The sequence below is a fragment of the Trichocoleus desertorum AS-A10 genome (genome assembly GCF_039962155.1).
Classification (GTDB): domain Bacteria; phylum Cyanobacteriota; class Cyanobacteriia; order FACHB-46; family FACHB-46; genus Trichocoleus.
The window spans coordinates 54,067-79,542 of sequence record NZ_JAMPKN010000016.1; the positions used below are offsets into that span (position 1 = coordinate 54,067).

Here is a 25,476-nt window from a genome sequence, read left to right on the forward strand (position 1 = left end):
AAAAGTGATGATTTAGCCAATACTTTAATGACGGATTTGGTCAGCCCAAGGCGTGAGCTTTTGCGAAAGTGATTTTAAGCCGTAGTCAATCACGACTCCAATCACCCCGATCAGAGCAATGCAGAACAATACTTTTTCTGTTTGCAGGAAGCGTTGGGCTTGAATAATTTTGAAGCCTAAACCATTCTGTGCCGCCACCAGTTCTGCAATCACCAAGAAGTTCCAGGCTCCGGAGATGTTGACGCGGAGAGTATCAAGAACACTAGGGAAGGCAGCAGGAATAATCACTTTGAAGACCACATTCCGCCGAGTTGCACCCAATGTGTAAGCCACATTGATCATCTCATTGGGTATGAATTTCACTGCATCCGCTACCATAATGGCGTTATACAACACCACTCCCAACATGATGATCAAGATTTTGGAAGGCTCTCCCAAGCCCAACCAAATCACGATTAACGGCACAAAGGCAGTCACGGGCATATAACGCACAGTACCAACCAAGGGAGCAAACAAGCTATCCAGGCTGTAGAACGTGCCCATTGCCAATCCCATCGGCACGCCAACGACTGCGGCTGCGAGGAAACCAGCCAAGACACGGCCACTGCTGACTAAGACATCTAACGCTAGATTGTCTTCAGTAAACAGTTTGAGACCAGCTTGAAAGACAAGGGCTGGGGAGGGCAAAAAGATTGGTGACACCCATCCCAAAGAGCTAACCACAGTCCAGAGTAATAGCGGAACGACTAGGGAGATGGCAATGAGGAGCAAAGACAGGGATTTAGGGAATCCTTGACGAATACTCCAAAAAGTCGAAGGCTGCAAATAGTGATATTCACGGGTAGGTTCTGAATTGGCTAGGCTGGATTGAGTCACAGAAATTACCTCCGCTATCGTTAAGACTTGGGCTAAAAGTGGTGTTTAAGAAGACCTGAGTTTAGAAGAACTTTAAATACCGCTGAATTTCCCAATCGGAGACGTGGGTGTGATATTCTTCCCATTCCTGGGATTTAAACTCAATGTAAGACTTGTACATTAATGGCCCCATCACTTTTTCGCTCAGCGGGTCGCTGGCAAAAGCGGCGATCGCCTCCCCTAGATTGCGCGGTAAGAAGCGGATGCCCATCTCCTCCAACTGCTCCAACGAGTAGTTATACATGTTTTCGGTATTGGGTTCCCCTGGATCAACGCCCTCACGAATTCCCTCTAGTCCAGCGGCTAATAGAATGGCTGCTCCTAGGTAGGGATTGCTGGCAATATCAGCGGCACGACATTCCACTCGTCCCCCTGCTAAGGGAATCCGCAACATATTAGTGCGGTTGTTGTTGCCGTAGCAGATGTAGATGGGAGCCCAAGTGAAACCTGACATACTGCCTCTAGCTACCAACCGCTTGTAGCTATTGACCGTGGGGGCAATGACGGCGCAGATAGCAGGAGCATGTTTGAGGATACCTGCAATGAACTGATAGCCGAGTTTGGAGAGCTTACAACCTCGCGCATCGTCAGGCTCATAAAACAGATTCTCTCCTGTCTGGATGTCTGCCAAAGACATATTGTAGTGAGCGCCGCTCCCCGTCCGGTTGACAAAGGGTTTGGGCATGAAAGTGGCGAAAAAGCCATGCTTACGAGCGATCTCTTTTACCATGAGCCGGAAGAAGATAAAACGATCGGCCATTTTGAGGGCATCACAATAAGCGAAATCGGTTTCAAACTGACCATTACCATCTTCGTGGTCGAAAGAATAAACATCCCACCCCAGGCTATTCATAGCCTCGACAATTTCTGTTACCCAGGTGTAGTTATCCAGCAGTCCTTGTAGGTCGTAGCAAGGTTTAGCTAAGGTATCGCGATCGCTCACTGGCACAACTTTGCCATCTTCTCCTTCTTTCAGGAGAAAAAACTCAGTTTCTATTCCTAAGTTGAAGGTAAATCCCATCGCAGCAGCTTCGGCTAGAACTCGCTTGAGGATGCCGCGAGAGCAAGCTTCAAAAGGTTCTCCTTTCAGGTAAAGATCGCTGGCCAACCAAACCAATTCTGAATTCCAGGGCAAGATAGTCGCTGAGTTCGGATCAGGGCGAGCCGATACTTCTTCGTCACTGACATCTTGCGGTACGCCATCCAGGGCAGCTCCTGTGAATAGCTCTGACCCGGACATCATTTGTCCCCAGTGATTCAATGGCACTGATTTGGCCTTGCACATGCCGTGGATATCGACAAAACTAGCCAGGGCATACTTCACGCCTTGATCTTGTAGCGATTCTTTGAGTGCTTGTGATTCTGGAGTTAGGGTTTCAGTCATCTTCTTATCCTTCAAGTTCGGGCGTTACTGAATGGCAGGCGGCATCTCTTCTAGAGGAGTTCCTTCCGTCATGGCTCGTTGCAGTTGGGCGCTTAGCTCTACCACACAGCTTTCTAAGATTTGCTTGCCAAAATTAAAATCTGCTTGGCTAGGGTTTCCCACTGCTCCATGAACACTTTCTTTATTGACGGTGTAGGCGAAGAAGCAACCAGCCGAGCGATCGGGTTCATCTAGCGCCTTATCCATCTGTACCAGATCAGGGCGTAACGCCAACATCATGGAAGTCTCGGCACAGTTGGCATGAAAATTAGCCGCATCCTGGTGATAGAACTGATGAATTTGAGGCGTGATTTCCCAAAGCGATCGCAGGGCAATCCGGAGATCGGGATAGGTGTGCCGCACATTTTCCAGGCCGCAACGCAGCGGTGCCCAGTTGGTGACGTGACCGTTCAGCAAGAGTAAACGCTGGAATCCGGCGCTATAAACCCACTCGGCAATTTCTAAAATTAATTTAGCCAAGGTTTCTGGGCGTAGGGAGATAGTTCCGGGCCATTTTTTGGAATGACCTAGAGAGCAACCGTAAGCTAAAGCAGGTAACACGGGGATGCCCGTTTGAGATGAGACTCCGTGAGCCACGGCGATCGCGGAGAATGTATCTACCCCAACGGGCAAATGCAGACCATGTTGTTCAGTGGCTCCAATTGGGAGGATTACCATGTCGATTCCACTGTCTCGCAATTGGGTAATTTGCTCCCAAGTCAGTTCTTCCCAGAGTATGGGTTGGTTGGTTGCGTTGTCTGAGCGAGTCATGGTCTCACAGTTCCTGGCAGAGACTCGATCGGACATCCCGGTTGTCGGCGGCGCTCTAGATAGTCCTGCATAATTTGGTGATACCGTTCTTGGCCGAAAATAGCGTAGTGGCCCGGATAGACTGTCTGTACAGGCAGCTGTTGCAAGCGTTCGTAGGTGGCTGTGTAGGTGGGGATGTGGCTGCAATGTAGTTCATCTAGTAACTCACCGTCGTAAATCACATCGCCAGAGAACAGCTCTTGAGAGCCAGGATCATACAGAGCAATACAGCCAGCGGAATGTCCGGGTAGATGCAACACTTCTAAGGCGCGATCGCCCAAGTCCAGCACATCCCCTTCTTGCAGAACTCTAGTAGGCTCAGTCTCTCGGAGGGTGTACTGCTCGACTGTAAACCCAGCATGAGGTAGCAGATCGAAATGATCTGGTTGCACCCAACCCTGCTCTGGTAAACACAGCGCCTCATAATCATCACCTCGCCGCAGAGCCTCTGCTTCTGCCGCATGAATGGCTCGCTGATCAAACTCATATAGTCCGCCCGCATGGTCGAAATGAATGTGAGAGGCGATCGCTAGCAAAGGTTTATCAATTAAGGCAGCAATATGTTGCCGCAGACTCGCCACTCCTAACCCGGTATCAACCAGTAGATCTTGGGTTTGGCCTTTGATTAGCCAAAGATTGGCGCGATTATAGGCGTAGTAGTGAGGCTCTGTAATCAAATACAGGTTGTCTCGGACTTGTTGGGTGGAAAACCAATGCTCACAGACGGGTTTGTTGCACATGATGATAACGAGCAGATGAGCAATGGATGATTATGCTGCTTTCACGATGGAAGCGTCATATAAGGACTCGACTTTAAGAGCTTGAGGCACAAACTTAAAGTCATAAGCGGCTTTGGCAGTCATGTCCAAATTGCCAATCAAACTGTTGGCATTACTAGCATTGAAACCGACAGATTTATTGCCTTCTAAATCAAATAGTTTTACGCCTTCCAATTGCGTTTTGATCTCCTCAGCGCTCACCCCTAGCCTTGTACCTGCAAGCTTCAGAGACTCGGCATCGTTTGCATTCAAAAGCTTCACAGCTTGATCGACTGCTTTGAGATAAGTTTGTAGATCTGCCTGACGGGTTTGCAGCAACTTGTCATGCACCGCAATCACATCTGCAATCAGATTGGTATCCTTGGTGGAGAAAATGATTTCTCCTCCTCCTTGCTGTGCGGCTTTACTCAAGTAAGGTTCATAGGAAACGGCAACATCTACTTGTTTGGCAGCGAAAGCGGTTGCCGCATCAGCCGCTGCTAGATCTTTAACGATCGTATCTGCTTCAGTCAGCCCTCCTTTTTCTAGGTAGGCTCGTAGCAGAACTTTTTCAAATAAAATATTTTCACGAGCGATCGTTTTGCCTTTGACATCTTGAGGAGATTTAATCCCACGGCCAATAATGCCATCCGAGCCATTGGAGTAGTCCACCAAGTAAATCATTTTGATCGAAGGATCTTTAGCCGCCATTTGAATGGCATCTCCAGAGGTAAACCAGCCAATATCTACTTTTCCTGCTAGGAACGCGGTCATCTCTTCTGTAGCACTCTGGAAAAACAGATCTTGAACTTTTAGCCCTGCTTGGGAGAAAAGATTTTTGCCTACTGCTACGTGATGACCAGAATAGCCCACCCAGTTATTGGTAGCAGAAACCAACGCTTGAGATTGAGGTGCATTGGTATTGGGTTGCTGAGAGCAGGCAATGCTGAGGACTAAAGACAAGAACGCTAAACCCAGCAACCGAATCAAAGAAGGGAACTTACGCATGGAGTCTGATTGAGTTTGATTAACTAAAGAGAAACTGTGGCAACATCGTGACGGAGGGTATGAATAATTTGCCGTTTAATATCGACAAAGGTGGGAGAAAGTTTAATATCCAATTCTCGACGTTCTGGCAATTGAATCGTAATCTCGGCTTTGATTTGACCCGGATGGGCACTCATGACATAAACCCGTTGCGATAAGTAGATGGCTTCCTCAATGTCATGAGTAATCATCATCACGGTGACATGAGTCTGTGCCCATAGCTCTAGTAAGAACTGTTGCATTTGTTCTTTAGTCTGGGCATCCAAAGCGCCAAAGGGTTCGTCCATCAGTAACACAGCGGGCTCATTGGCTAAGGCTCGTGCGATCGCGACTCGTTGCTTCATCCCACCCGATAACTGTTTGGGGTAGCTGCTGGCAAACTTTGACAACCCCACCACATTCAGGAAATAACCTACGCGATCGCGCTGTTCGGCTTTTGACATTTGGCGGAGTTGTAACCCAAACGCCACATTCTGAGCTACGGTCAGCCAAGGATAGAGCGTATATCCCTGAAATACCATGCCGCGATCGGAACCAGGGCGACCTGTCACCAACTGACTATCGACAAAGACCGCACCAGAGGAAGGGGCAGCCAGCCCAGCCACAATGTTGAGTAACGTGGACTTGCCGCAACCAGAGGCACCAACCAAACAGACAAATTCTCTAGAGTGAATCTGTAGGTTGATATCGTCCAGTACTCTTAATTGCCTACCCTTGAGACCGTAGGATTTGCAAACATTGTGAACCTCTAGTTTTGCACCTGTGGGAGAAGGCATTGGATGGGTTGGTTGGGGTTGAGCAGCGCGCTCTGGCAACTTAGGAGATTTTGAATCAGTACTGAGCATTGCAAAAAGCTCCTGAGGCGGGAAGGATTACGGTGCTGATCCGAAGAACCGAGGCAGATTGAACCTCTACAAATTCTTTAGATTTTCCGATAACGAAAGTTGCCATATGCAAACTCAACTGTAGGAAATAGAACAAAAAAGCCCAGGAGAGAAGCAACTGCTGTAGCAGTAAACTCTCCCGGGCTTTTATCCCGCCGTGTAACCTATCAAACTCTATAAAAGTTAATAGATCCGCTTCTCTCGGACCAGGCACTTATCTCGATGGATAGGTCGGAACCCTAGAAGCTGTAACAGTTTTCAGTTTTTTTAACTTCTCTAGAAAGCTTTTTTCAAGAATAATGAATGACCCAGACTATATATAGCCAGTTGCTAACAGGAGCCGTTGTATCAGAAGTGACGAAATTGCAGGGCATTGCTAAAACCCTAAAAGTTTAATCAAGGGCGATCGCGGTCTCAACCTAACTTCAGCAGGCTCAGGGAATTGATTCTCACAACCTTGTAGAGATTGAGTAGTGATTTCGTGGAACTAGGGGTTGCATGCAGCGTATTTCAGTAGTTGGAACCACGGGTTCTGGTAAAACAACTCTGGCTAGGCACATTTCTCAACGTCTAAACATCTCGCACGTTGAGTTGGATGCTTTGCACTGGAACCCTAATTGGTCGGAAAGTGCCACCGATGTTTTTTGCTCGCGAGTAGCTGAAGCTTTGAGTGGCGATCGCTGGGTGGTAGATGGAAATTACAGCGAAGTACGAAATCTAACTTGGTCCAAAGCCGATACTTTAGTCTGGATAGATCTACCCTTTTCCACTACCTTTGGGCGACTATTGCGACGCACGGTGCGACGAGTGGTGACTCAAGAAGAACTCTGGAGTGGCAACCGGGAGACGCTCACCAAAGCACTAAGCCAAGACTCGATTCTGTTGTGGCTATTTCGCACCTACCACAAGCGCCGACGTGAATATCCCGTCCTACTACAGCGACCAGAGTATGCTCATCTAAAAATCATCCATTTGCGATCGCCCCAGGTTGCTCAAACCTGGCTAAAGGAACTGGGCTAGCTTGGCTGAATTAGCTCACCAGAGACGAACACAGCCTCTTTCAGCCAATAGTCTTGCATCTCAGCAAAGGTTTTGACTTGCCTACCATAGAGGGGATTGCCTAGCAACAAGGTACGTTTTACTGGATCAATGGCTAACAGAGCGATCGCATGAGAGATCTTGCTCTCTCCTACAGGCTCCATGACATGCAAAACTGCTAGTTGCTGACGATTCACTAGATCTTGAATACTTAAATTACGCTCGTATTGAGGATCTAGCCCTAAAACCTGCATGGCATAAATCTCCGCGATCGTACTGGTACCCGTGCGGTCAGTCCCAGCTAGCTTCGTCACATCTAGCTCAGTGATGGATGACTCAGGTTTGATTATTTGAGCGATGGTGGCAATAGATGCAGCAGCACATGTGTAAGGAGTGGTTTGCAGCACAACTTCCTCGGAAACTCTAGCGGCTTGGACCAAGTTGTCGATTGGCAACTGGTAGTACGCCAAGAAGCAGGTAGCCGACAAGCTCACCACCAAAAACAAAACTAATTGTTGTAGGCGCTGTATATCTTTCCAACCAGGTAACTCCAACGATAGGATCAGCCCAGTGCAGAAGCAGCAAACCGCCAAAACAGCATCCCAAAGGTAGGCTCCCACATATAGCAAAAGAAAGTTGGGCACCCAAGGGCTGCTGCGTCCTGCTACTAGTACGATACTCAGCAGGGTGCCAACACCTAGTGACAATAGGCTAATCACATACACTTGTTTCTGACGGTGCTGTAGGGCGTTGGCAGCGGTGAAACCCCGCCGAGCTAAGGCTTGACCTGTAAAGATACCTGGCAAAAAAGAGATTAGGGAGATGATTAGTAGAAACACAAGCTCAACTGCTGTTTGCAGCACGCTATGGATGAGTTGAGCCTAAAGTTCCCAGATAGGCAGCTTTAACCCCAAAAATAGCTCCACCAAACTCAACTATTTTGTAGTTCAGCGAAGTCAGTATCTCTACCAAATGAGTGACCGAGGAGTAGGAGATTACATCTATGGATGAATGCCCAAAAGACTTTAGTAGAGCAAGATTAAGGGGCTGTAGTCATTAAAACAGTTTTATAAACATACGGTTAGAAAAGTAAAATCTTGGGTTTAAGCGATCGTCTAAATTCTTGTTTGAACTCTTAATAACCTTGCTGAATATACTTCTAAAAAACAAATTTTTTCAGAAAACATACGAATCAGGAGGGAGAAATGACTTTAGAACAACATAGAAGAGCGATCGGTATATTTCCCAGTCGTGAACAGGCAGAACACGCATTGGGAGAATTGCGTGACAGCGGCTTTCCGATGGACAAAGTTTCTGTTGTAGCGAAAGACTCAAATCACAACGATGAGCGGCTGGCAGGCACTGAAGTCACACATCAAGTCGGCAACAAAGTCGGTAACAAAGCTGATGAAGGTGCAAAGACAGGCGCGATTACGGGCGGTGCGTTGGGTGGTTTGGCAGGTCTGCTAGTGGGTCTTGGTATCTTAGCAATCCCAGGAATTGGGCCAGTAATGCTAGCGGGAGCAGGAGCCACTGTCTTAGCTACAGCGCTCTCAGGTACGGCCATTGGCGCTGCTACAGGCGGCTTGCTGGGCGGGCTAGTAGGGCTAGGCATCCCTGAAGATCGGGCTAAAGTCTATAGCGATCGCGTGGCTCAAGGACAATACATGGTCATAGTGGAAGGCACAGATGCAGACCTGCGTCGCGCTGAAGCGATCCTCCAGCATCGAGGCGTTGAGGAGTGGGGCATCTATGACACTCAGCACTCCGAGGGAGTTGGCTTCACCGCCATTGTTGAGTCACCTGTTAAGTCACCTGAAATAGCTAACTCCGCCGCCACAGTCGCCGCAGTTGAGTCAGAAAATATCCAATCTATTGACTTGTATTCAGAACGGCTGGTGCCAGATAAGACTCGGCAAAAGACAGGGGAAGTCTCTGTTGGTAAGCACGTTGCCGTAGAAACCCAAAGTGTTTCAACTTCAATTGAGCGAGAGCGCGTTATTGTGGAGCGGATTAAAATAGAGGACGCTGACCGACCTGTAGCACTTGATGAGACTAGCTTTCGAGCCGGAGAAATCTTCCGCATGGCAGTGTATGAGGAGACACCAAACATTCAAAAAGAGGTGTTTGTTCGCGAAGAGGTCAGCCTACGGAAGGAAGTTACCCGAGAGGTGGTCAGCCTTGAAGATACAGTACGTCGCGAAGAAATTCGGGTCGAGACAGAAGGGCATCCCGCTGTGAATGCAGACCGCGATCGCCTGCCTCAGGATCGGATCTAAGCTTTATCTTCACGGGTAGCAATCGCCCCTCTCAGATTAGCTTTGAGGCTTAGGTCAGCGATCGCCCTCAAACAATAATTGATAAATAATCAGCTTTTGCAAAGAAAATTATGAAGACGTTAACTCCATTGTTTCTGAGTAGTGTTTTGCTACTGGGCTTAGCAGCTTGTGATACTGCTAGAACCAGTAACAGTTCACCGGATACAGCGACACAGCCAGAGAGCAACTTAAAAGAGCCTGTTGCCCAGAAAAACCAAAATGATGCTACTTCCGAACTGCGAAGAAGGCAATTAAATTCTGACATTCGTGCCCGTGAGCAGCGCAATGATGCCACTGGCGATGACGCTATTAGAGCCGATGGTGATCTACAAAGCGAAGTGCGCTCAAAGTTAGAAGCTAATCTGCCTCAAAGTGAATTAACTATCACTGCGGAAGAGGGAACAGTCACGATCGCTGGAACGGTCGTAGATGATCAACAACTGAGAAAAATCGAACCTTTAGCAAAACAAATTAAAGGCGTTCGCGCTGTGACTGTCAAGGCTAACGTTGCTTCCCATGCCCAGCCAGATGAACCACCCGCAGCAGACTCCAAAGAAGTAACAGAAACTCACACAAATTAGAATTCGTGGTCCTAGCTGGTACGATTTAGCTCGGGCAAAACAACCGAAAATTTGAAAATCTATTAGTTGGGTTGAACGTCAACCTCGCCAGAGATCTCATTTAGCCGGCTGGGTTCAATATCTAAAGAGTTGTCGCTAGCTTTGATCTGCTTAATTGCAAAACTAGCGAATAATCTTTAGGTAAACAGATACGTGATTTTTGTGAAGATATTGTGAGGCCTCAGTCCCTTCACGCAGCGATCGCAGACTTTTTTGACATAGATATGGAACTAAAAACGATCGCTGGAAATCCCATTAGTTGCTTGGGTTTAGCTAGCCGACGAGTACAAGAATCGGCTTGTATAGCTCAAGCATTTGAGGCTGGGGTTAACTACTTTTTCTTCTATAACTTGGGTTCTGAGCGATTTTTAGAGGCATTGAAATTACTGGCGATCGCTCAACGAGAAAATTTATGTATCGCCACAGGCAGTGAACAACGCAGCTCTACTGCCCTTAGAGAGTATCTAGATCAAGTAAGAAAAACATTAGCGGTTGATGTAGTAGATATCTTTTTTGCGCAATATGTGTCTCCTAGCGATAACCCTACCGAGGTTGCAGCAGTGCTAGAGGAGCTATACGAATGGAAAGCACAAGGATATGTCCGCTATGTTGGCGTCAGTACCCATAACCGAGCGATCGCTCTGGATATGATCCAAAGTCAGCGCTGTGATGTCTTGATGCATCGCTATAACATGGCGCACCGTAAAGCAGAAGTAGATGTTTTGCCGACGGTAGTTCAAACAGGTATCCCAGTAGTGGCATTCACTGCGACCCGCTGGGGCACTCTATTGCGATCGCCCGCCGATTGGCCTCATGATCCCCCTAGCGCTACTGATTGCTATCGCTTCTCCCTGCAACCCTCGGCGATTCCAGTTGTTTTGACTTCACCTGCCAACTTGACGGAACTGACTGCAAATCTTAGCGTCTTACAAACTGCATCCCTGACTTCTCCAGAGCTAGTTCACTGGCGACAGTATGGGGATTTCGTTTATGGCAATGGCCTGGACAAATTTGAGACGCAATGGCTTTAGTGCTCAACCAACCACAATTATTTATTGGGTAAGTCCGGTTTGCGGAGCAATTTTGCTGTAACTACAAATACCTATACAATAGTTGACTTGGATTTCACTACGAAAGCATGCGATCGCACAACTGGGTAGAGCACTCATTCAAACCAATGAAACGACCACTACGCTTTCTGTCTAAAAGCTGGCGGCAGTCGCTCCAGTCCTGCTTCCTATTTTGCTTAGCAGCGTCCCTGACTATCTTACTAGCGGGTCAGCCCACCAAAGCGATCGCGCAAAGTCCAATTCCAGAAATGCCTTTGCCAGAGGTGCCACTGCCAGAGGTCAGCGTTCCACAACCTACGCCGAAGCCCCACCAGGAAATTCGGGGAGTTTGGCTAACCGAGAATGATAATGACATCCTGAGAGATCAGGCTAAGCTTCAAGATGCTGTCGGTCAACTGGCTCGATTGAACTTCAACACACTTTACCCAGTAATTTGGAATTCAGGGTATGTGCTGTATCCAAGCGCTGTGGCTCAACGCCATGAAATTCAACCTTTTGTACGCAAAGGCTTGCAGGGACAGGATATCCTTGCTGATCTAGCAACTCAAGCTCATCAAAAAGGATTGCTCGTGATCCCTTGGTTTGAGTTCGGGTTCATGGCACCTGCGGTTTCGGAGTTAGCCGCCAATCGTCCTGAGTGGTTCACCCACCGCCGCGACGGTAGCCTAACCACAGAGATTGATGCTGGTGAGGTGATGTGGTTAAATCCGTTCTTGCCAGAGGTGCAGCAGTTCATTAGCGATCTGGTGCTAGAAGCGGTGACTCAGTACGATGTCGATGGCATCCAGTTTGATGACCACATGAGCTTGCCTGTTGAGTTCGGTTACGACCGCCATACCTTAGCTTTATACAAAAAGGAAACCAAGAAAGACGCTCCAGCCAATGCTCGTGATCCAGAGTGGGTGCGCTGGCGGGCTGATAAAATTACGGCCTTCATGGCTCAGTTAAATAAAGCAGTCAAGGAGAGAAAGCCAAATGCGATCTTCTCTGTGTCTCCTAACCCCTATGATTCGGCCTACAGTGGCTATCTGCAAGACTGGTTGAGTTGGGTACGGAAGGATATTGTAGATGAGCTGATCGTGCAGGTGTATCGTCCTGATATGCAGAGTTTCCTAGGACAAATCGCCCGCTCGGAACTCCAAGAAGCTAGTCAAAAAATCCCCACGGGAGTTGGGGTGCTGACAGGCTTGAGAAACAAACCTATGCCGATGTCGCTGATTCAGTCAAAAGTCAGAGCCGCTCGCGATCGCGGTTTGGGCGTATCCTTCTTCTACTACGAAAGCCTCTGGGAGCATACCCCCGAACCCGCAGCAGAACGACAAGCTAACTTTCAGGCGCTTTTCCAATCGCCAGTGGCGCGGGCAGTAACAGAGTAGGAATTGCAGCCCTAAGTGGTTGAGCGCCAAGAGGGAGGGGTAACATAGTAAACGCTCAACCTTTCAACCTAAATTAGTTCAGGCGCTTGAAATATTATTCTCAAGAACGGGATGTTTTCCCTACTCAGTACCTTAGGGACCTTCGAGGTCAGATTCTCGCTTGCTCTTATTTAGCGGTGAATAATCTCAATCGTGACTTTGTGGGAACCAAAGGATTTTCGGTCGTGTTTCAACGCTCAGAACTGGGGAAGGTAGAGCAGCAATTCCCGTTCTTTAAGCCTTATCTCGATCGAGCCTTACTGCCCAACTGCAACGCCTTTTACCTCAACCCTTTGTTATTGGGGGAAGGCTCCCGTGTTGACCCCCATATCGATCGCTCGTTGCGGTCCTACTGCAAAACCGTTGAGCCACCAATGGCAGTGAGCGTGCTCTATGTACAGGTGCCAGCCAATCTGGAGGGCGGAGAATTAGTGCTACGTCGCCAAAAGCAGCAGGTTGGGCAAGTGAAACCTCTAGCCAATACGTTGGTGTATTTTCAAGGGGATTTGACCCATTCTGTGAATGCGGTGAAAACAACCGGAACGCGGCTGAGCTTAGTCTGCGAACAATACAGCCTCTGTGATGCAGAGCTGCATGACATCCCGACCTTGACCATAGAATCGAGGGCCATGAAGCCAAAACGCAAATAGCGAATGCTACAACAGCCACAACCCCATTGCGATCGCGACCCCTACCAGCGTGATGTTGTCGATGTCTGGAAATGGTAGAGCTTCTACGAGAGTTGCCACAAACGTGATCGCTGCTACTGCACCTGCGGTATTCGCAAAATTGAGAGGTAGTTGAAAGTGGCCCAGGTGATTGAAGAGCATTAGAAATCCTAGGCCAAATCCGAAACTGCCCAAAAACATAGCTGTTGACCCTGCCCAGCTTTTATGAGAGCTAAAGGGTAACTTGTGTTTGCCTAGTCGTCGCCCCACAATATCTGCTAAGCCATCACCGCCACACATCAGCATTAAAGCCAAAATTCCAACAGGGGAGTTGCGCCAGAACAGCACTGTGCAGAGAATAAAGGCAATGCCGTAGTACAGCGGTCCCCGCAAAATTTCGGTGGGCTTGCCCTCACGGGTCATGGCTTGAACAGCGGCAGGATCGGCAATCAGTTGGGTGCCGATCGCTAAAAACTGAAGGGTGATTGCGAGAGGTACCAGGGCTGCAAAATACCGTGCGAGCGCCTGCTCGCTGTAGAGATGCCAGCAGAGGACAAACAACGGCCCTGTCCCAATATGAATAATTTTGCGGCTGAGTTTCTGTTCTAGCCAGCCTCGTTGCGCCAGCGTATTTACTAGCTTGAGCCAACTGAGGGCGATCGCAAAGGTGATTGCCGTAGCTGCAATATCTCGAACTAGGGAATTAGCTAATAAAGCACTCAATTCCATTTTTTAAGTCAAACAACAACAGCATCCAGAATCTTTCCTTACAATAATCTCCTCCAATACGATGAGCTTGCCTAGAGTTGTGCTGAAAAAAGATTTAGTTTAAATCTTTCTGGCAAAAGTATCAGCAACAAGGCTCTCTTTTAATCCAGAAGGGAGATATGAGAAACAGAATTGGATGCTGTTGTAATTTCGGTCGATAAATTCACAAAGGAACTTACTTGTAATCTGCATCGATCGGAAACTGGACTACTTACGACCCAGAACGATTCTTGTGATTGACTTCCCCAAATAGGTTGAGGTTACTTGGAGTTGGGCTGATGCAAGACTTCATTGAAGCGTAAATTTCAGTGAAACTATCAGCAACAAAGCTCCCGATTAAAGTGGAGAGGAAATACCAAGAACCAGTTTAAATGCAGCGGTAATTTGGTCCAGTAAACAGGATGAGGAATTAATTTTTAACCTCCTCTTGACGTGCAACGTAACGATTTACTCGTCTCAGAAGCTAATTAGCTTCTATTAACAGAATACTCGGATTTTATCGGTTTCATGACATTGAAACCAAAGTTTACGATCGCGCAATTACACACTCTTAAAACTGGACTAACCTGAGCTGGGTTAACTTGGGCGATCGCCAGTTGAGTTGGTAGCTGTCTCTGGTTTCAACGGTAAGCCATCCCGAAAGACAAGTAGCTCTCCGGGTTGAAAGGGTGTCCAAACTTCGTTATCGGTGAGCGGCACAGTGGCAATAATGGCAACGCGATCGCGGGGGGTAGTCAGCTCCTGAAAATCCACGGTGAGGTCAGCATCAATTAGATGGGCTGCGGCAAAGGGAGCCTGACGCACGATGTAGCAAAGCTTGGTAGAACAGTGAGCAAAGAAGTGTTCACCATCGGAGAGCAAGTAGTTGAAGCTGCCTTGCTGGGCGATCGCGCGAGTGACTTCGTCCAAGACTGGATAAAGTTGTTCTAGGGGCGGTTTATCTTCTGGGAAGGCTTGCCGCAAAGTATTCATGATCAGGCAAAAAGCTCGTTCACTGTCGGTCTGTCCTACCGGACGGTAAAAGCCATTGCTTTCTGGGTAAAAGTCGGGCAAGTCGCCATTGTGAGCAAAGATCCAATAGCACCCCCACAGTTCCCGGCGGAAGGGATGGCAGTTTTCAAGCGCCACTCCCCCAAACGTTGCTTTACGGATATGGGCAATCACATGGGTAGATTTGATCGGATATTGCCGCACTAGCTCGGCAATGGGGGAGGTGGAGGAGGGTTTTTCATCTAGAAATAAACGGCATCCTAACCCCTCAAAGAAGGCGATTCCCCAGCCATCTTGGTGTTCATCGGTTTTGCCCCCTCGCGCCGAGAAGCCTTCAAATGAAAAGCAGATGTCGGTGGGTACGTTGCAGTTCATTCCCAACAGTTGGCACATGGAGGCAATGTCTCGATAGTCCTTCAAACCCTATGCCCATTGATTGTACGTGCGGATCGCCCCCATTACTGAAACTGAGCCAATAACCAAGCCCCTACTTGAGACTGGTCCATCTGCCGACTGCGTTGCAATGCCTCTTCTAAAACGGATATGGCTAAGCTCGGTAAAACTTGCGATTCGCGAATCCGCCGACTTCCTTGCTCAGCCATGCCACCTTGAGGATTGGCGGGCAGCATGGCAAAGGCGAGAATCTGCCCCTGCTGGACATCTACAATCCAGTATTCTTTTACGGCTAAGTCTTCGTAGAGTAAGCGCTTGGCTCCTTGATCGGCGAGTAAGGTGGTGCTGGAGATTTCGATGACTAAATCGGGGGCGGGATAGCGGTCTAGATCAATGATGTTAGTGCCCCAAGGAATTGCTTGAGCTTGTGGCCCAATGTAGTAAGAAATATCAGGCTGGCATTCTTGGTGGTTGGCTTTGCGATAGGTGCAGTTATTGAGGCTCTTAAGGGCAATGTTTTTGGCAATCCCAAAGAGATTGACTGCTAGGGCGATCGCGGAATCAGCAGCCGCGTGATCGTGACCAACTGGCAGCATTTCTATTCTCATGTGGCCGTTGTAGTAGTAACCTCTGGCTGTTGCATAAGCAGGATTTGCGATCGCCTGCAAGTAATCCTCCCAAGAGGCAGCAACCCAGGTATCAGTTAGCGGTTTAGTCTGTAGGTAACTCATCAGTTTTTCCTACGTCTCGCGATCGGCACATGGTCTATATTCGCTTAATTGAAGGAAGGTGTACTCTTTTTAATTCATCCCACTACCACACAGAAGCAAACTACATCCCTCATCCCTCTTTTTACCCTTCCACTATCTCCCACAGCGCATCAATCCCACTACCAAGATACTTTGAATCCCTATGCTGCTCGATCCAGTCAGCCACAGTAGAAGCAATATTGAAAGACTTTTTACCTAGGTTGCTCAACGCATTGGTAGCCCTGAAACGAACATGAGAATTTTCATCTTGAAGCAGGCCCAGCAGTCCTTGCAACACAACTTCAGAACTATTGCCCAATCTGCCTAATGCATCGGCGGCGCTAAAGCGGACACTAAAATCTTCATTTTGAAGTAAGCTCAGCATTTCTTGCAGCACAACTTCAGAACTATTGCCCAATCTGCCTAATGCGTCGACAGCGATGTAACGAACACGAGAATTTTCATCTTGAAGCAGGCCCAGCAGCCTTTGCAACACGGCTTCAGAACTATTGCCCAACTTGCCTAATGTATCGACAGCAACGTAACGAACACGAGAATTTTCATTTTGAAGCAAGCTCAGCAGTCCTTGCAGCACAACTTCAGAACTATTGCCCAACTTGCCTAATGCATCAGCGGCTTTGTGACGGACATCAAAATCTTCATCCTGAAGCAGGCCCAGCAGTCCTTGCAGCACAACTTCAGAACTATTGCCCAACTTGCCTAATGCATCAGCGGTACTAAAACGAACACGAGAATTTTCATCTTGAAGCAAGCTCAGCAGTCCTTGCAGCACAACTTCAGAGCTATTGCCCAACTTGCCTAATGCATCAGCGGTACTAAAACGAACACGAGAATTTTCATCTTGAAGCAAGCTCAGCAGTCCTTGCAGCACAACTTCAGAACCATTGCCCAACTTGCCTAATGCGTCGGCGGCGATGTAGCGAACATCAGAATCTTCATCCTGAAGCAGGCCCAGCAGTCCTTGCAGCACAACTTCAGAGCTATTACCCAACTTGCCTAATGCGTCGGCGGCGATGTAGCGAACACGAGAATTTTCATTTTGAAGCAGGCCCAGCAGTCCTTGCAGCACAACTTCAGAACCATTGCCCAACTTGCCTAATGTATCAGCAGCTCTGTGACGGATATCAAAATCTTCATTTTGAAGCAAGCTCAGCAGTCCTCGCAGCACAACTTCAGAACTATTGCCCAACTTGCCTAATGCGTCGGCGGCGATGTAGCGAACATCAGAATCCTCATCCTGAAGCAAGCCCAGCAGTCCTTGCAGCACAACTTCAGAGCTATTGCCTAAGTCGCCCAACACATAAGCTGCTCTGGAACGAACACTCAGGTTTTCATCCTTGAGGCGCACAAGCAAAGTTAGAATCGCTTCCTTTTGTTCTCCTAAAGCCGCTTGATATTCCAGTAAGCGCCATTGGTCAATTCTTTCTATTTCGTCTTTGAGTAATAAGAGTGTTTGAAGTTCAAATTCTGTTTCATCCAAGCTACACAGGGTTTGAAATACCTGTGAACGCAGCTTGTTACCAATTTGCAGTGGGTCACTGACTTCCAGCTCAATCAGTGTCATTAAAACTTCTTGGCTGAGTTGATTATCCGCGACTTTTAAGTTTCTAGGATTTTCAGTAAGGCAACTTCCAGCAAATAGCAGATCTCTGTGTATCCATTGTTCATACTCACTCTGAGCCTCAAGCACAGCTCGAATAGCTCTAGCTGCTTTTTTCGGTTTTTGCTGAGCGATTAGCAATAACAGTACTTCTCGCCAGTGAGGGTCATGCAGATGAGTTTTAATAGCATCAAGCACAATATCAAAATTGTCTTCGTTATCAGCTTGGTAATTGATTTCTTGAGCACACAAGTACTCCTGAAAGGTTTTATGAACAAAGGCGTAACAGTCTTGGCCTTGCTCGTTGAGTAGCCCGGTACGATCGCGAATGAAATCAACAAAACGTTTAGCTTCCTGTCGCGCCTGATGCAGCTCAACTTGCTTTTGAGTTTTAATTGCTTGGCTCAACTGTTCAATCAGCTCATCACGATCAATTAATGTGCCTCCTTCTTGATCACCTGTGCTACCCTGACGATGAATCCAGCAAGCCAATTTTTCCATCAAGCGCCGTAAGTCATCTAACTCTAGATATTTCAGTTCTTGATGACTACTAAGTTCCTTATTGGCATCCCAAGAAGTTAGTAATGTTTCAACAGCTTTGTCATAAAGCTTGTGGCGCTCTTTAGGCAGTAAGGCTTGGTAGCGGTGAATCAGCGCAATGATTGTGAGTATCAGAGGATTTTTTGCCAAAAGTCTAATTCGGTCATTTTGAGACAGAGCTTTTTTCAGACTTTCTTCTCGGCGTTGTGCTTCTGCTTGATCCTTAAAGCGGCTTTGATACCAACAATGAATAAACTCGTTAACTTTAGGCTCATCAAAGGCCTGTAACTTGTAATGGGGAAACTCCTCAGTGTGGAAAAAGTCTCGCTTGTATCCAGCGGGTCGAGACGTAATAATGGCCTGATTTTGCTTAAACTGCCCTAAGAAATTCTCGATTAATCGCACCACCTCATAACGCTTTGCTTCTTCCGGTACTTCGTCCAAGCCAGCCAGCAAAATCAACGCTCGACCATCTTCTAGCCAATACTCAAAGAACCCAGTTGGCAAGGTTTTGACAGCCATGCGATTCTTAGCAAACTGCTTGGCATACTCCAAAATACTAGTGTTTGGGTGTTTGGCTAAATCTCGTATCCGAATCAAAATCGGTAACCAATCCACATTAGTCACTAACCCTAATTTCTCTGGCTGTTTCTGCGCCAACATTAACGCAAAGTAGATCATCAGCGTAGTCTTTCCAGACCCCGGTGCTCCCAGCAGCACAACCTTAGAGGTTTGGCTTTGATGGAGCAACTGCCGAGCTAAAAATTTCTTACCAGAGCGACTACCTAGTTTTGCCCGCTGCCTTTGCTCATGTAGTAACTCTTTCTGACGATTTCTGGCTTGCAGCTCAAATAAGATTGGATTTCCATCCTCATCGGCGAGTATGTTTCCAGCTCCATCACCTAGCAAGCCGAAGCGTTCTCCATCTTTTTGCCAAACCTCCTCCACTACATCTGGCATCACAAATATCTGAGCTAGTTTTTCCGATTGCTCTACCTCCTGACCAGGCACCGCAATACCAGCGAACTTCACATCATCAAACCAGTTCACCAATTGCTTGAAGTAATCTTCCTTAGCAACCTGAAACCTCAAGTAAGTACTGGTGCGCTCAAAATAAGCACTGGCAAACTCTTTTATCCATCGTTCTAAACAAGCCGCATTTAACTTGACTGTGGGATCAGTAGCGATCTGCTTAAAGGCTTCAATCAAATAAGTAGTATCAGGGACACCCGCATTTTTTAGGGGCTTCTCCAGTTCACCCTGAACACCTGAATGCTCAAACGCTCGCGTTAAAAATGTATCTGTTTCCTTGTCTCCACAGTAGTAGAACAAAGACTGACTGATCGCCAAAGTTTTCTCCTGGGCTGTTGCAGCGTTGATGCCCGCTTCTAGCGCCTTCTGCAAATCAGTGGGATTGAGCTTACTGCTGACCTTAGAGACGATCGCCTTAGAAATGTGAGGTAAAGCAGCCTTAACTAAACCGCCACCAATCGTTGCTAGTTCTACACTCATGCTGCCCTAACTGACTTGCTTTGACTGTATTATGGCCTCTTTCAAAACATTGAGCCGCAAACTGTAACGTTCAGCAGCACAGCGATCGCCCCTCAATAACTTTCCTGAAGCAATTAGCGTTACCCTGTAAGGGATGAAATAACATAACGTAGCTTTCAATCAAAACCTTATGAGATTGGTTTTAGGTTTGCCCCGCCTCGCCCTAACTGGCTTTGGTTTAGCGATCGCCCCCACCGCTTTGTTGGCCCAGACTGCCACCGCTCAGCCGCAAGGGATGCAGGGTAGCTATGTTGGCGTGACGGTTGATAGCAGCAAAACCAACGAAATGCTGCAATCCTTCATAGAACCAGGAACCTGGGATGGTAGCCCTACTTGGTCGCCAGCAGAGCTTTGGCAAGAGCCTACTGACAACTCCAGCGTCGGGGTCGAAAATCAGTTTCAAGGCCGCTTGGATTTGCCCAACAGCAAAATCTCGGCAAGAGGGTCCGTCTTTTTGGTGGATAAAGAAGTGAAGGCCGTGATGCCAATGCTCTCCTACGACCTTGCTGTGAGCGGCAACACCAACATTTATGCAGGAGCAGGATATACCTTCGTCAAAACGCCAGAACAAGCCACACCGCTAGGCGATCGCAATGGCGTCGTCCTGACTACAGGTGTAGAAGCAGCCGTGAGTGATGGCATTGTGATTTACGGAGATGCCAAATTGAGGCTCAACCGCGATCGCGCTGACACCAATCCTCCCGTGAGAGTGCAGGTAGGAGCGGGTTACCGTTTTTAGAGCATGAAATTCCTCTCCGAATCGGGGAGGGGCTGAGGAGAGGACTCCCAAGTCAGCTAGAAAGCGCTAAATCCGCTTGCAAGAAGTCGATAAATTGCCGAGCGGTACGGCCAGAACGACCATTGTGGCGCGTCGCCCATTGCAAGGCTTGGAACTCCAACTCTTCGCGATTGATGGCAATTCCTGCCTGAACCGCGAGGTGTCGCACCATCTGCAAATACACATCCTGGTTAGCAGGCTCAAAGGTTAGAGTTAGTCCAAAGCGATCGCTAAAAGATAGCTTCTCCTGCACCGTATCCCAATTGTGGATTTCGTCACTATCCTTCGGTCGGGGGCGATCGCCAAAGAACTCGCGTACCAAATGCCGTCGGTTGGATGTGGCATAAACGACAACATTTTGCGCTCGAGCCGTCAAGTTACCTTCCAGTACGACCTTTAAGGATTTGAAAGCATCATCATCTTCTTCAAACGACAGATCGTCCACAAAAACAATGAACTTCTGGGGCAAATTCCGCAGTTGCTCCACGATTACAGGTAGCTCTTTTAGGTCAGACTTGGCGACTTCAATCAAGCGCAACCCCAAGTCGCTGTACTCATTCAACAACGCCTTTACTAGGGAAGACTTGCCAGAGCCACGACTGCCATAGAGCAACACATGCAACGCTGGGTAACCAGACAGCAAAAAGGCTGTGTTTTTCATTAAAGCTTCCCGTGCCGCCTCATAACCCACCAAATCTGTGAGCCGAATTGGGTCAGGGTGAGCAATTCCCACTAACTTTCCAGATTGCCAGCGACAGGCGCAATATTCCGCGAAGAAGCCAGTGCCAAAACGTTGGTAATAGGCCGCCAAATCTTCTAAGGCATCCGACCAGTCATCCATCGTTTGCAGTTTGGTAATCAGCAGTTGCTCCTGCATGGTTTCATCCGTATGCAGCGCGATCGCAGGGCTAAAGCAGGTCAAGTCATCCACCCAGGAAACTGGAGCTGCAGGCAGTTGGGCTATTACTTGCACCCATTGGCTCAAGCGATAGCTCGTGCAGCCATACAGCGTTTGCAGCACCCGCAAGTCATGCCGCGCCGCTGTGACTAAAGCCGGAGGTAGTTCGGTTAATTCCGTTTGCTGCACGCGCCGCGAGAAGGGATTATCAGCCTTGAGGAGTTGCATCAGCAGGTATTCTTGCCAGCCTTGATTGCTCGCGGCCAAAGATTGAAACCAGCGCCCATAGGCTTGCACACAAGCCAACCCGTCTACATCCGTGTGGCGTAGGGCTTGCAACAGTTCCACAAACCGCCGACCGACTTCCTCCTCAAATAAAAATTGGTAGAGCAAGAGGGACGCGGCTTGACGTTGGATAAATTGAACTGAAGCAACAGTTTGGGCATCCATGAATGAATCAGGTAGTTTACTTGAGGAATGCGCGATCGTCCGTTAATCTCTGGACTAAGTGTACAAACTTCAGCCCTGATAGCCAGGGAATTGACCTTATGGAATCAGCTGTGATTAACCCAGGTATTTTGGCCGCGATCGCCTACGGAACTTTAGCTATTATCGGGGGAATCGTGGGCTTCCTCCAAGTTCAAAGTAAAGCATCCCTCATTTCTGGTAGCATCAGTGGCCTGTTGCTAATCGGTGCGGCAGTGCTACAACTGCAAGGATACGCTTGGGGTTTGCCTTTAGCCGCTGCGATTACTGCTCTACTCATCATTGTGTTTGTGGGACGCTGGACCAAAACTCGCAAATTTATGCCTGCGGGTCTAATGATTATTTTAGGGGTAGGAGCTTTGGCGGTGATGCTGTACACCCTCCGGGGCCAATAAAAAACCTAGCTTCCTGTGAGAAGCTAGGCAAAGCTAGGAGAACTGCTTGATCTGGATTACAGCGATCGCTTACATACAGGCATAGCCACCAGAGATGAACTTTAACGTGGTGCCTGCTGGGCAATCTTGTTGAGTGATGCTGCCCTCCAGTGAATTAGTACTGGTAGTTGATGTGGTTGTTGTAGGGGTCAAATTAGCCATTGGTGAAACATTCAAGAAGTAGGGTAATGGCTTACCACCGCTAGCTCCCACCGCAGGGATATTGAGCAAGCTATCCGTTGCATTGCCAGTGCCATCATTAGTAACAGACTGAGTATCACCGGGATGACCATTGGGAATGAACAGTTGAGGATGATCAAAAGGTGCCTTGCGGTTGCGAACTCGCTCATCTGTCAGCGCTTTCATGAAAGCGACCAAATCATCCTTTTCTGTTTCAGTTAGACCCAGATTCACGATATCGGGATCCAAGTCATTGATATTGGCTTCGTGGAAGTCTCCGCCTCGGTTATAGAATTCCACCACTTGACGTAGAGTGAGCTGACCGCCGTTGTGGAAGTAAGGCCCAGTGAGTTCCACGTTACGCAGCGTTGGAGTTTTGAAGGCTCCATTCACGGCAACTCGCTCATTCGGGTCTAGCGGTGCTGCCTCAATGTTTTCTTCAGGAACACCCTCCAAGACAGGAGCAGGCGCACCCGCAGCCACTTCTTGCTGAGTCAGCTTGCTAAACGATAGCGGCTTACCAAATGGATCGGTACCACCTACACCCAAGTCTTCCCCAGTGGGTCGCACAGCAATGTTGTAGAAGCCATTGTCATAGACAGCAATGTTGTTGTCGCCCATCCGCATCCGTTCGATTTTCTGGTTTTTGACGTTCGCTACAGAAGCGTTGGTAAACTCTGGACCACTATGACAGTTAATACACTTTGCCTTACCCTCGAAGAGTTCTAAGCCGTGCTTCTGTTGGGCAGTCAGAGCGCTAGTGGTTCCGACAGCATATTTGTCAAAAGGAGTTTGGTCAGAGACCAAAGTCGCTTCATAAGCTTGGACTGCCAAACCAAAGAAGAGGGGGAAGTTGTACTCCATTTGGGTAAATTGATTACTTGCCAAAGGAGTTCCAGGATGAGGTTTTAAGACTGGATTATTGTTGGCATCAAACTCTACGATCGTATTGGTGTTGTTCCACCACACATCTTGAAAGACATTGCGAATCAAGGTGGCGTAGGTAGAGGTCTTGAGGCCAGGTAAAGGATAGCGGCTAGAAGACCCTAGAGCACTATCTGTAGAACTGACTTGCTGCTTAGAGAGCGGACGCAGGGAGAGCATTTTTCGTGCCAATTGAGCGAATCCGCGCTTTTGGAAGGACATCTCAAATCCGCTCAGCGGTGGGCCAACTGCCTGAGAAGCCAAGCTGGAATTCTTAATGCTGATTCTTACCCAATCGGCACTTGATCCTGATGTTTTTAGAACTCGTGCATTGGGATCGCGATCGCCAAATGGATTTTGTCCGTTGAATTCATGCTGCGCTCGACCATCCCAGAAGTTACGGAAGTTAAAAACAGCATTGATGACGGTGGGGCTGTTGCGAGGCTCTACCCGACGTACATTAATGCCCTGTATTTCGAAGGAGTCGTTGTCTGTCTCAACGGTCCCTGCATCGGCTGATTTACGGGGCACCACCTCGGTTAGGAACCCATTGAATGCTCCCTGAGAAGAGGAAACATCGTTGGCATCCGCTAGCACCGTTGAGTTGCGGTCATCGGGGTTTGCCAGTTTGTGAAAGGGAAAGTCACTGACCTGCAATTGGTAGTTAGGTGCGCCACCAATTTGATAGGTTTTGTCCCCAGCAATTAAAGCAGGGTTGATTTGGTTTTTGGAGCGGTTGTCTGCGCCAGCGCTAAAGTGACAAGAGGCACAAGCTAACACGCCATCGCTTCCTACCTGCATATCCCAAAACAGAGATTTTCCTAAAGCGATCGCTGCTTTTTCGTTCTTGATGTATTCACTGATGTTAGGTGGTTTGGGGACTGGAACCGTACTCAGCGAAACTAGTGGTGGCAGCGAGTCAGAAACTGTTTGAGCCGATAAAGTAGATGAAACCGCCTGACCTGCAAAAATTGCCAGAGCAAATAGAATGGCAATCCGCAAGTGCTTAAACGGTTTCCCTTTAAATCTAGGCATCTTGGAAGTTAGCCGAAGGCAACTTCGCCAGATGGCTAGAGGGAAGTTAAACATATTCCTTTCTCTAGTCATATAGATCTGAATGGATGAGGTAAATACCTACGTCTTTAGGTAGATGTCGATCCTTCTGATTGAAGCACTACGTAGAGGTAATAATGCAAGTACCTACGTAGTTTTCACTAAAACTTTGTACTAGTTGTTACTGAATTGCTTAGGCGATCGCCTGTTCCTCTTGGTATTACTAGACCTTGGAAGCCAGGCAGCTTTGTGAAGTTACTATTAATACCTGTATCTTCAACGCTTACTAATATTGCTTCTACAGGCGATCGCTCCTTTGACCTAATCACAGTATTAGGTGAAGTTTAAGCAGCTTGGTCTAGACCAGTAGCTTTCTTTCGCTTGTGGATCGCTCTTGCACCTAGAGCACCTACACTGAGAAGACCCAATCCAGAAGCGGGCTCAGGAACACTTGCAGGCACGTCTTCAGTCCGTAAGGAAACATGCAATGTGTAGTTACCTTCTATTCGGCCTGCTGTAGCGGGAGGAATAAAGTTGACACCTAAGTAGTAAGTGCCTGGGTTACTCAGGTTGAATCCCAAAAAAGAATCACAAGAGAAGTTGGGATCAAAAATTGAGCAACTTGCCTGACTACCCTTAGCTCCTAAACTGGCTAAAGCATCGTCGTTGAAAGCGAGTAAAGTCAAATCTGGTAGGCGATCGAACAAAAAGAGTTGAGTGTCTAGATCTCCAGTTGTGCGATCGATGTCAAAGAAGCTAAAAGTCCGCTTGCCTGTAGGAACTGTGAATGAGTAAAAGTCGAATTCATCTAAGCACTCATCTTGCGTGATGCACTCTGAAAAACCACTACCCCAAATAGAGGCATGGGGGATTTCCAAAGAATTCAAAATGTCTTCATCCCAATCGAGCGAAAACAAGGAATCCAGGCTCTGGGCTTCTGTAAACAAATCATTGTTGGGTTCTTGTTCCGGAGCATAGCTCGCGATCGCAGGTCGTACTACTAGTGGTAAGCCAACCGAAAAAAGAGCACCAAGCGCTGCAACCGTTCCGGTTTTCCAAAGGTTAGATACGAAGTTCATTGCTCTCATTGGGTGAATGTTGATGATTGAGACCCCTTGAGAGACAGATCAATTTAGGTATCAAAA

At 47.9% G+C, this 25,476-nt stretch carries 22 protein-coding genes and 1 riboswitch; of the genes, 8 read left to right on the forward strand and 14 right to left on the reverse strand.

The window, feature by feature from the left end; genetic code table 11:
- Positions 1–24 precede the first annotated feature (24 nt).
- The 6 genes from NDA01_RS19395 to NDA01_RS19420 form a co-directional block, all read right to left on the reverse strand.
- A complete protein-coding gene (locus NDA01_RS19395; protein WP_348229230.1) occupies positions 25–876 on the reverse strand; it encodes an ABC transporter permease in 852 nt (283 codons plus the stop codon).
- Positions 877–937: 61 nt separating this feature from the next.
- A complete protein-coding gene (glnT, locus tag NDA01_RS19400; protein WP_348229231.1) occupies positions 938–2,299 on the reverse strand; it encodes a type III glutamate--ammonia ligase in 1,362 nt (453 codons plus the stop codon).
- Between the two features lie 24 nt (positions 2,300–2,323).
- Entirely contained in the window at positions 2,324–3,109 is a 786-nt protein-coding gene (locus NDA01_RS19405; protein ID WP_348229232.1) for a creatininase family protein, read from the reverse strand.
- The gene (locus NDA01_RS19410) at positions 3,106–3,888 is read right to left on the reverse strand and encodes an MBL fold metallo-hydrolase (RefSeq protein WP_348229233.1); all 783 of its coding nucleotides are present in this window, start codon (positions 3,886–3,888) and stop codon (positions 3,106–3,108) included. Before NDA01_RS19410 ends, NDA01_RS19405 begins: the two co-directional genes overlap by 4 nt.
- 30 nt (positions 3,889–3,918) lie before the next feature.
- The gene (locus NDA01_RS19415; protein ID WP_348229234.1) at positions 3,919–4,914 is read right to left on the reverse strand and encodes an ABC transporter substrate-binding protein; all 996 of its coding nucleotides are present in this window, start codon (positions 4,912–4,914) and stop codon (positions 3,919–3,921) included.
- 23 nt (positions 4,915–4,937) lie between these two features.
- Positions 4,938–5,798 carry an ABC transporter ATP-binding protein gene (locus NDA01_RS19420; RefSeq protein ID WP_431193456.1) on the reverse strand — a complete coding sequence of 287 codons (861 nt, stop codon included), beginning with the start codon at positions 5,796–5,798 and terminating at the stop codon, positions 4,938–4,940.
- A gap of 173 nt (positions 5,799–5,971) precedes the next feature.
- Positions 5,972–6,091: riboswitch (guanidine-I (ykkC/yxkD leader) on the reverse strand.
- Positions 6,092–6,335: 244 nt separating this feature from the next.
- Between NDA01_RS19420 and NDA01_RS19425 the strand changes: the two genes are divergently transcribed.
- A complete protein-coding gene (locus tag NDA01_RS19425; protein ID WP_348229235.1) occupies positions 6,336–6,857 on the forward strand; it encodes an AAA family ATPase in 522 nt (173 codons plus the stop codon).
- Here NDA01_RS19425 and NDA01_RS19430 read toward each other — a convergent pair.
- Positions 6,854–7,714, reverse strand: a complete 861-nt coding sequence (locus tag NDA01_RS19430; protein WP_348229236.1) for a cysteine peptidase family C39 domain-containing protein — start codon at positions 7,712–7,714, stop codon at positions 6,854–6,856. The two genes, NDA01_RS19425 and NDA01_RS19430, sit on opposite strands and share 4 nt — an antisense overlap.
- Before the next feature lie 366 nt (positions 7,715–8,080).
- On the opposite strand from NDA01_RS19430, the gene NDA01_RS19435 reads away from it, so the two are divergent.
- The 5 genes from NDA01_RS19435 (at position 8,081) to NDA01_RS19455 (ending at position 12,948) form a co-directional block, all read left to right on the forward strand.
- On the forward strand, positions 8,081–9,154 hold the full coding sequence (locus NDA01_RS19435) for a DUF2382 domain-containing protein (protein WP_348229237.1): 1,074 nt from the start codon (positions 8,081–8,083) through the stop codon (positions 9,152–9,154).
- Between the two features lie 110 nt (positions 9,155–9,264).
- A complete protein-coding gene (locus tag NDA01_RS19440) occupies positions 9,265–9,774 on the forward strand; it encodes a BON domain-containing protein (protein ID WP_190553182.1) in 510 nt (169 codons plus the stop codon).
- A gap of 212 nt (positions 9,775–9,986) precedes the next feature.
- Positions 9,987–10,844: an aldo/keto reductase gene (locus NDA01_RS19445; RefSeq protein WP_348229238.1), complete on the forward strand. Its 858-nt coding sequence runs from the start codon at positions 9,987–9,989 to the stop codon at positions 10,842–10,844.
- Between the two features lie 146 nt (positions 10,845–10,990).
- Positions 10,991–12,259, forward strand: a complete 1,269-nt coding sequence (locus NDA01_RS19450; protein ID WP_348229239.1) for a family 10 glycosylhydrolase — start codon at positions 10,991–10,993, stop codon at positions 12,257–12,259.
- Between the two features lie 176 nt (positions 12,260–12,435).
- On the forward strand, positions 12,436–12,948 hold the full coding sequence (locus NDA01_RS19455; protein WP_431193457.1) for a 2OG-Fe(II) oxygenase: 513 nt from the start codon (positions 12,436–12,438) through the stop codon (positions 12,946–12,948).
- Between the two features lie 6 nt (positions 12,949–12,954).
- Here the strand turns inward: NDA01_RS19455 and NDA01_RS19460 are convergent, their stop codons facing one another.
- The 4 genes from NDA01_RS19460 to NDA01_RS19475 form a co-directional block, all read right to left on the reverse strand.
- A complete protein-coding gene (locus NDA01_RS19460) occupies positions 12,955–13,695 on the reverse strand; it encodes a diacylglycerol/polyprenol kinase family protein (protein WP_348229241.1) in 741 nt (246 codons plus the stop codon).
- A gap of 615 nt (positions 13,696–14,310) precedes the next feature.
- Positions 14,311–15,144: a class II glutamine amidotransferase gene (locus tag NDA01_RS19465; RefSeq protein ID WP_431193458.1), complete on the reverse strand. Its 834-nt coding sequence runs from the start codon at positions 15,142–15,144 to the stop codon at positions 14,311–14,313.
- Positions 15,145–15,182: 38 nt separating this feature from the next.
- Positions 15,183–15,848, reverse strand: coding sequence for a Uma2 family endonuclease (locus NDA01_RS19470; RefSeq protein ID WP_348229242.1), 666 nt, complete (start codon positions 15,846–15,848; stop codon positions 15,183–15,185).
- Positions 15,849–15,969: 121 nt separating this feature from the next.
- Positions 15,970–19,539 (reverse strand): HEAT repeat domain-containing protein, encoded by a 3,570-nt coding sequence (locus NDA01_RS19475; protein WP_348229243.1) that lies wholly within the window; start codon positions 19,537–19,539, stop codon positions 15,970–15,972.
- Between the two features lie 169 nt (positions 19,540–19,708).
- On the opposite strand from NDA01_RS19475, the gene NDA01_RS19480 reads away from it, so the two are divergent.
- Entirely contained in the window at positions 19,709–20,317 is a 609-nt protein-coding gene (locus NDA01_RS19480; RefSeq protein ID WP_348229244.1) for an outer membrane beta-barrel protein, read from the forward strand.
- A gap of 52 nt (positions 20,318–20,369) precedes the next feature.
- Here the strand turns inward: NDA01_RS19480 and NDA01_RS19485 are convergent, their stop codons facing one another.
- On the reverse strand, positions 20,370–21,704 hold the full coding sequence (locus NDA01_RS19485) for an ATP-binding protein (protein WP_348229245.1): 1,335 nt from the start codon (positions 21,702–21,704) through the stop codon (positions 20,370–20,372).
- 98 nt (positions 21,705–21,802) lie between these two features.
- On the opposite strand from NDA01_RS19485, the gene NDA01_RS19490 reads away from it, so the two are divergent.
- Entirely contained in the window at positions 21,803–22,135 is a 333-nt protein-coding gene (locus NDA01_RS19490; protein ID WP_199295732.1) for a TMEM14 family protein, read from the forward strand.
- A 69-nt stretch (positions 22,136–22,204) separates the two neighbouring features.
- Here the strand turns inward: NDA01_RS19490 and NDA01_RS19495 are convergent, their stop codons facing one another.
- Both NDA01_RS19495 and NDA01_RS19500 read right to left on the reverse strand, forming a co-directional pair.
- Positions 22,205–24,313 (reverse strand): cytochrome-c peroxidase, encoded by a 2,109-nt coding sequence (locus NDA01_RS19495; protein WP_348229246.1) that lies wholly within the window; start codon positions 24,311–24,313, stop codon positions 22,205–22,207.
- Positions 24,314–24,675: 362 nt separating this feature from the next.
- Positions 24,676–25,410 (reverse strand): PPC domain-containing protein, encoded by a 735-nt coding sequence (locus NDA01_RS19500; protein ID WP_348229247.1) that lies wholly within the window; start codon positions 25,408–25,410, stop codon positions 24,676–24,678.
- Between the last annotated feature and the right edge of the window lie 66 nt (positions 25,411–25,476).